The organism is Methanoregula sp. (assembly GCF_002835825.1).
Lineage (GTDB): Archaea > Halobacteriota > Methanomicrobia > Methanomicrobiales > Methanospirillaceae > Methanoregula.
Genome location: NZ_PIZH01000132.1, coordinates 1 through 5,513, shown reverse-complemented (window position 1 = coordinate 5,513; position 5,513 = coordinate 1). Strand labels below are relative to the sequence as shown.

Genomic DNA, 5,513 nt, shown 5'->3' with positions numbered 1-5,513 from the left:
TCATGATCCCGTGGCTGAACACCAATTTCCGGCATTTTAAACCAACGGCCGCCATCGCCATCAATGCCACGCGGCATATGCACAAGCTCGAGCGGAAAAAACTCTTCTCGCCCGATATCGAGCCGATGCGGACCGCCGAGGGGCGCTGGTTCGAGGCGATCGTGTACGAGATGTTCCTTGAGATATCAAAAAAGTCCGACACGATCCGGTATCTTGCAATGAAAGGCGCCGATGCCCCGGACCGGCGCGAGAATGTCCGGCTCGGGCAGAACGGGCTCTTCTATTCCAAGTACGGCGACATCACCATCCGGGGCAACGGCCAGGACCTTGCCGAGTTCGATATGCTGCTGATGGATTCCGACAACCATGTCGCCTTTGCCGAGGTGGTCACGTCGCCATCCGATCTCAAGGAGTTCGAGATCGAGATCGCGTACAAGAAAAAACTCCTCGGGTATCTCTACGGCCAGAAGATCACACCGTTCCTGCTCGTATCATCCATTGACCTCTCGAATTATTCTGTTGTTAAACGTCTTGCAAAAGATAAAACCAATGCGATCATCCACACGAGCTCCTGCGAAGAGATCAAGTCACTCGTCAAGCATTACCGGCCGCGTATTATCTACAACCTGCCGGAGAACCACCCAAAACTGATCCGGGCAACCGACATTCAGATGAAGCACCCGTTCGATTACAAGCGCTACCATGATGAAGTGAAGAACCGGCTCTTTTCGGAGACGGCAAAGAAGCCCGGGAGCCGGATAGCCCCGGTAATCTCCGATACAACCGGGCAACTGGTGAAAAAAATCCTGTATGGCGGTCTCTTCCCACCGGCGATCAGGGCCGTGATCGACAACTACGGGATGACCGTGAGAGGAAAGAAGATCACGTTTGAAGAATTCCCGAAACTCTATTCAAAAGCGATCGTTGCAACAGATCTTCCCAATTACGAGCTGATCATCTACCTGCGCTCACGGCAGAAGAAAGAGTACCACAAACTGATCCAGATGAAGGACGGGCATTTCAAGTTCGAACGCCCGACGCCGCCAAAGGTCGGGTTCTTCCTCTGGCTCGAGACAATTCAACCCACCCTCGGGGCCGGGATGACATTGCAGGTGCTCGATGCATTCACGATCCACGAGCGGATAAAAAAATAAAAACGTTATATTTCGGTCTCTCCGGTGCGGATCCGGATCGCCTTCTCAACCGGCATCACGAAGATCTTGCCGTCCCCGATCTTGCCGGTCTTTGCTGACTCCATAATAGTGGAAATGAGATCGTCCAGCTCCGTTGCTTTTACCACGATCTCGATCTGGATCTTCGGCAGGAGATCGACCGTCATGAGGCCGCCCCGGTACTCCAGGGCAATTCCCTTCTGTTCGCCGCGTCCCCGGACTTCGGAGATGGTCATTCCTTTGAAGCCTTTGTCTTCCAGTGCTTTTTTGACGAACTCAAACCGTTCGGGTTTGATGATTGCTTTGACGAGTTTCATATTTTCCCTCCTGCTTTCAGCAGCGCTCCCCGTGCTGCGCGATATCAAGGCCGACATACTCTTCCTCTTCAGTCACCCGCAGGCCGATCGTCTTGTCAATCACGACTGCAAGGATGTAGGTTACGACGAACGCGTAGATGACTGCTGCGAATGCACCGGCTGCGTTTGCCACGAACTGTTGCACATTGCCTTCAATCAGGCCGGATGCACCATTCACTGCTGCGACTGCGAAGATCCCCGTGGCAAGCGCACCCCAGAGTCCGCCCATGCCGTGGATTGCCCAGGCATCGAGGCTTTCATCAAGACCTTTCCGGATACGCCAGAGCATGATACCGTAGCAGAACACACCACCAACTGCACCGATCAGGATCGCAGCCATGGGCGTTACGAACCCGGCGGCCGGTGTGATTGCGACAAGGCCGGCAACGGCGCCGCTGACAAACCCCAGCGAGCTGGGCTTGCCATTGAGCCAGCTTGCAAGAAGCCATGCCATCGCACCTGCTGCTGCTGCAACGTTGGTTGTGACAAAGGCACTTGCCGCAAGTCCATTAGCTCCCAGAGCACTCCCTGCATTAAACCCGAACCAGCCGAACCAGAGGAGCGCTGCACCGAGAATGGTTAACGGGATGTTATTGGGCTCCATCACGTACTTGCCAAATCCAACCCGTTTCCCTATGACCAGACACAGGGCAAGGGCTGCAAACCCGGAACTGATGTGGACAACCGTACCTCCGGCGAAATCCAGCGCCCCGAACTGGGCTGCCCAACCGCCACCCCACACCCAGTGGGCGAGCGGATCATACACAATCGTTGTCCAGAGGAGGGCAAAGACGAGGTATGCGCTGAACTTCACGCGTTCAGCAATACCTGATGTAACGATTGCCATCGTTACTGTTGCAAAGACCAGCTGGAATACCATGAACAAGAGGCCGGGAATTTCACTGCTGAACGCCCCTGGCTCCATACCCACATTGTTCAGGCCGAGATACTCAAGGTTGCCGATGAATCCCCCGACATCTGAACCGAATGCCAGCGAATACCCTATCACTACCCACTGGATACTCACGAGTGCAAAGGCAACGAACGACAGGGTGATCATGGAGATCAGATTTTTCCTGCGCACGAGCCCACCATAGAAGAATCCCACCGCCGGCGTCATGATCATCACGAGCGCCGTCGAGGCGAGGATCCATGCAGTTGCTCCAGAATCAATTGCCATTCATTTCACCTGTAAACAATTTCCATTACGGTTTCTGTTCGTAATCATTTTTTCGACCGGATAAAGTGAAGAATGAGCCGGATTCAGAATGCCTGTACCGGATGAGAAATCCGGCGGATTGGGCATCATCTGAAATTCTCGTTTGCATTCCTTTTTCTCCGGTTTTCAAGTTTGTAGATTTGTGTAATTGGCAGAAGGAAGTTGTATTCCTACTCTTATAAACATTGTGTTTTTGACGATATCATCACGAAAAAATACTGCAATAAAAATTTTGTACGATAATTGTGAGAACCGAAAACTGTTGCAAAATTTTTTTCACAATTTCTCGTACCAGGATACCGGAAAATCCCTCGATCAAAAAGTCACCGGATTTTTTTTAAACCAAAAAATTTCCGGCCGGGTTTTTTTTGGGAATCTGACACTAACGAAAAAAAACGATCTGCTGGTTTATCGGATCAATCCATGTCCCACAAAATCCTGCGCAACCATCCGGCAGAGCCGGTTGCTCTCCGCAAGGTACCGTGGCGTCTCCCGGGCGATGACCGACTGTTCGTGCTTCCGGAGATCTTTTGACCATTCCCTGATGATTTCACCGGTCATCTCCAGGTGGAACTGGAGGCCGAGTGCATTCCGGTATGAGAAGGCCTGGTTTTTGACATCGTTGCCAATTGCCAGCAATTGTCCCCCGCACGGTATCTCAAAGGTCTCCCCATGGAGCTGGAAGACATGGAACGTTTCGGGAAACCGGGAAAAGATTCCGGTTGCCTGTTCCGCCCGGTTCAGCGAACGCCACCCGGTCTCTTTAACAAACGGGTACACCTTTCTCCCATGGGCCGATGCAATCAGCTGCGCCCCCAGGCAGATCCCAAGCACCCTCTGCCCGGTCTTTACGGACCGCCGGATAAGTTCTTTCTCCTGCTTCAGCCAGGGGAACTCTTCCTCGTCATTGACACTCATGAACCCCCCCATGAAGACCAGGTGTGTGGCATCGCGGACAGCCGGAACCTCCCCGGTTTCATACAGCCGGATATACTCGAACGGTATACCGTGTTCCTGGAAGATCGTCTCAAAATATCCCGAAGGCTCATTTTTTACATGCTGGAAGATGGCGATTTTTAGATCCATACCGTGCTCCATTTTCTCAGATCTGACGAAATCATTACAGGCCGTGGCCCGGTATTCCCCTAAGCCGCCCGTTCCCCATGCTGGCAGATATCCAGCCCCACGTACTCTTCATTCTCCGTTACGCGGAGTCCTATGATACGGTCGATTCCGGTTGCGATAATCCATGTGACGATGAACGAATACCCGAGCGCAACAAATGCACCAAGGGTATTGACCAGGAACTGCGATGTGTTTCCCTCAATGAGTCCGGAAAATCCCCCGATAGCTGCGGCTGCAAAGATACCGGTAGCGAGCGTCCCCCACAACCCGCCCATCCCGTGGATCGCCCACGCATCAAGGCTTTCATCCAGGTTTTTGGAGATCCGGGCAAGCATCATGTAATAACACAATACTCCTGCAACAATCCCGATGAGCACGGCCACAAGGGGCGTGACAAATCCTGCAGCCGGAGTGATCGCAACCATCCCGGCAATTGCCCCGCTCACCATCCCAAGAGAACTGGGCTTGCCTTTGTACCAGCTGGCAAACATCCACGCGAGTGCACCGGCCGCTGCAGCGGAGTTCGTGTTGACGAACGCGACCACAGCGCTGCTGTTGAGCGCAAGGGCACTCCCTGCATTAAACCCGAACCAGCCAAACCAAAGAAGTGCTGCCCCCAGGAGCGCGATCGGGATGTTCTGCGGTTCCAGCGAATAATCCCCAAAGCCCGCACGCTTCCCGATAACGATCGCAAGTGCAAGTGCGGAAAATCCGGAACAGATCTCGACAACGGTCCCGCCGGCAAAATCGATGAGCCCCATCTGCTGGGCCCAGCCTCCCCCCCATGCCCAGTGGGCGATCGGGCAGTAGACCACGGTCAGCCAGACAAGGCAGAAGACAATAAACGAGGAGAGTCTGATCCGTTCCGCAACCGCAGACGTTACGATCGTCACCGTAACCGCAGCAAAGAAGAGCTGGAAGATCATAAAGACCATCGGCGGATACCCGGCCGGGCCGGCATCAGCGCTGACACCGGACAGTCCCAGGTAATCCAGGTTCCCGATAAATCCCCCCACATCAGTCCCGAACGCAAGCGAGTACCCGATCAGGATCCAATGCATGCTTGCTACGGCAAGGCAGACAAACGAGAGCGCGATCATCGAGATAATATTCTTTTTCCGTACCAGTCCGCCATAAAAAAGGCCGACGCCCGGGGTCATCAGCATGACCAGGAGTGCTGAGACCATCAGCCAGCAGGTAACACCTGTATCCATTGGCATTGTAATCACCATTATCCATGTATGTCCGGCGCAATGGCCCCGTGATCCGTCAACAGGCGAGCGGCGGATGTCCGGTCCCCGGACTCCGTCTGCGGGTACTCCTCATGCGTACCTCATGAAGCCTGTTGATTGACGTACAGGACAATCGGCCGATTGTTACGGGATTACAAGTCCGAAGATCGACGATTATTCCGTGAATAAAATGTTTAAAATTAGTAGGTAGCCAGGTACCTGTCCAGTTCCCACGGGTGGACCGCGAGCCGGAAGGAATCGGTTTCCATCTCGGCAATGCGGGTGAGGTTGGAGACCACATGCTCACCGAGAGCTTTGCAGATGACCTCATCCTTGAGGAGTGCTGCATTGGCTTCCGCAAGGCTTGCCGGGAGCATCTCAACCTTGCGCCGCTTGCGGTCTGTAGGAT

5 protein-coding genes and 1 pseudogene are annotated in these 5,513 nt (G+C 53.8%); 1 reads left to right on the top strand and 5 read right to left on the bottom strand.

Annotation, left to right across the window (positions count from 1 at the left end; all coding sequences use genetic code 11):
• Positions 1 to 1,154, top strand: a 1,154-nt coding sequence (locus CW742_RS06225) for a hypothetical protein (RefSeq protein ID WP_292417971.1), incomplete at its 5' end; no start/stop codon positions are given.
• Positions 1,155 to 1,159: 5 nt separating this feature from the next.
• On the opposite strand, the gene CW742_RS06220 is transcribed toward CW742_RS06225, so the two are convergent.
• The 5 genes and pseudogenes from CW742_RS06220 to CW742_RS06200 all read right to left on the bottom strand — a co-directional run.
• Entirely contained in the window at positions 1,160 to 1,489 is a 330-nt protein-coding gene (locus CW742_RS06220) for a P-II family nitrogen regulator (protein ID WP_292417968.1), read from the bottom strand.
• A gap of 16 nt (positions 1,490 to 1,505) precedes the next feature.
• Entirely contained in the window at positions 1,506 to 2,708 is a 1,203-nt protein-coding gene (locus tag CW742_RS06215; protein WP_292417964.1) for an ammonium transporter, read from the bottom strand.
• Between the two features lie 447 nt (positions 2,709 to 3,155).
• Complete coding sequence (locus CW742_RS06210) at positions 3,156 to 3,833, bottom strand: type 1 glutamine amidotransferase (protein WP_292417962.1); 678 nt, start codon at positions 3,831 to 3,833, stop codon at positions 3,156 to 3,158.
• A gap of 59 nt (positions 3,834 to 3,892) precedes the next feature.
• Positions 3,893 to 5,092 (bottom strand): ammonium transporter, encoded by a 1,200-nt coding sequence (locus tag CW742_RS06205; protein ID WP_292417959.1) that lies wholly within the window; start codon positions 5,090 to 5,092, stop codon positions 3,893 to 3,895.
• Positions 5,093 to 5,304: 212 nt separating this feature from the next.
• Positions 5,305 to 5,513, bottom strand: a pseudogene (locus CW742_RS06200) (type I glutamate--ammonia ligase); the annotation flags it as partial.

What these genes read in the sequence shown, in the direction of transcription:
- CW742_RS06205 (WP_292417959.1), bottom strand. Translation starts at nt 5,092, where the DNA reads ATGCCAATGGATACAGGTGTTACCTGCTGGCTGATGGTCTCAGCACTC.
- CW742_RS06210 (WP_292417962.1), bottom strand. Translation starts at nt 3,833, where the DNA reads ATGGATCTAAAAATCGCCATCTTCCAGCATGTAAAAAATGAGCCTTCG.
- CW742_RS06215 (WP_292417964.1), bottom strand. Translation starts at nt 2,708, where the DNA reads ATGGCAATTGATTCTGGAGCAACTGCATGGATCCTCGCCTCGACGGCG.
- CW742_RS06220 (WP_292417968.1), bottom strand. Translation starts at nt 1,489, where the DNA reads ATGAAACTCGTCAAAGCAATCATCAAACCCGAACGGTTTGAGTTCGTC.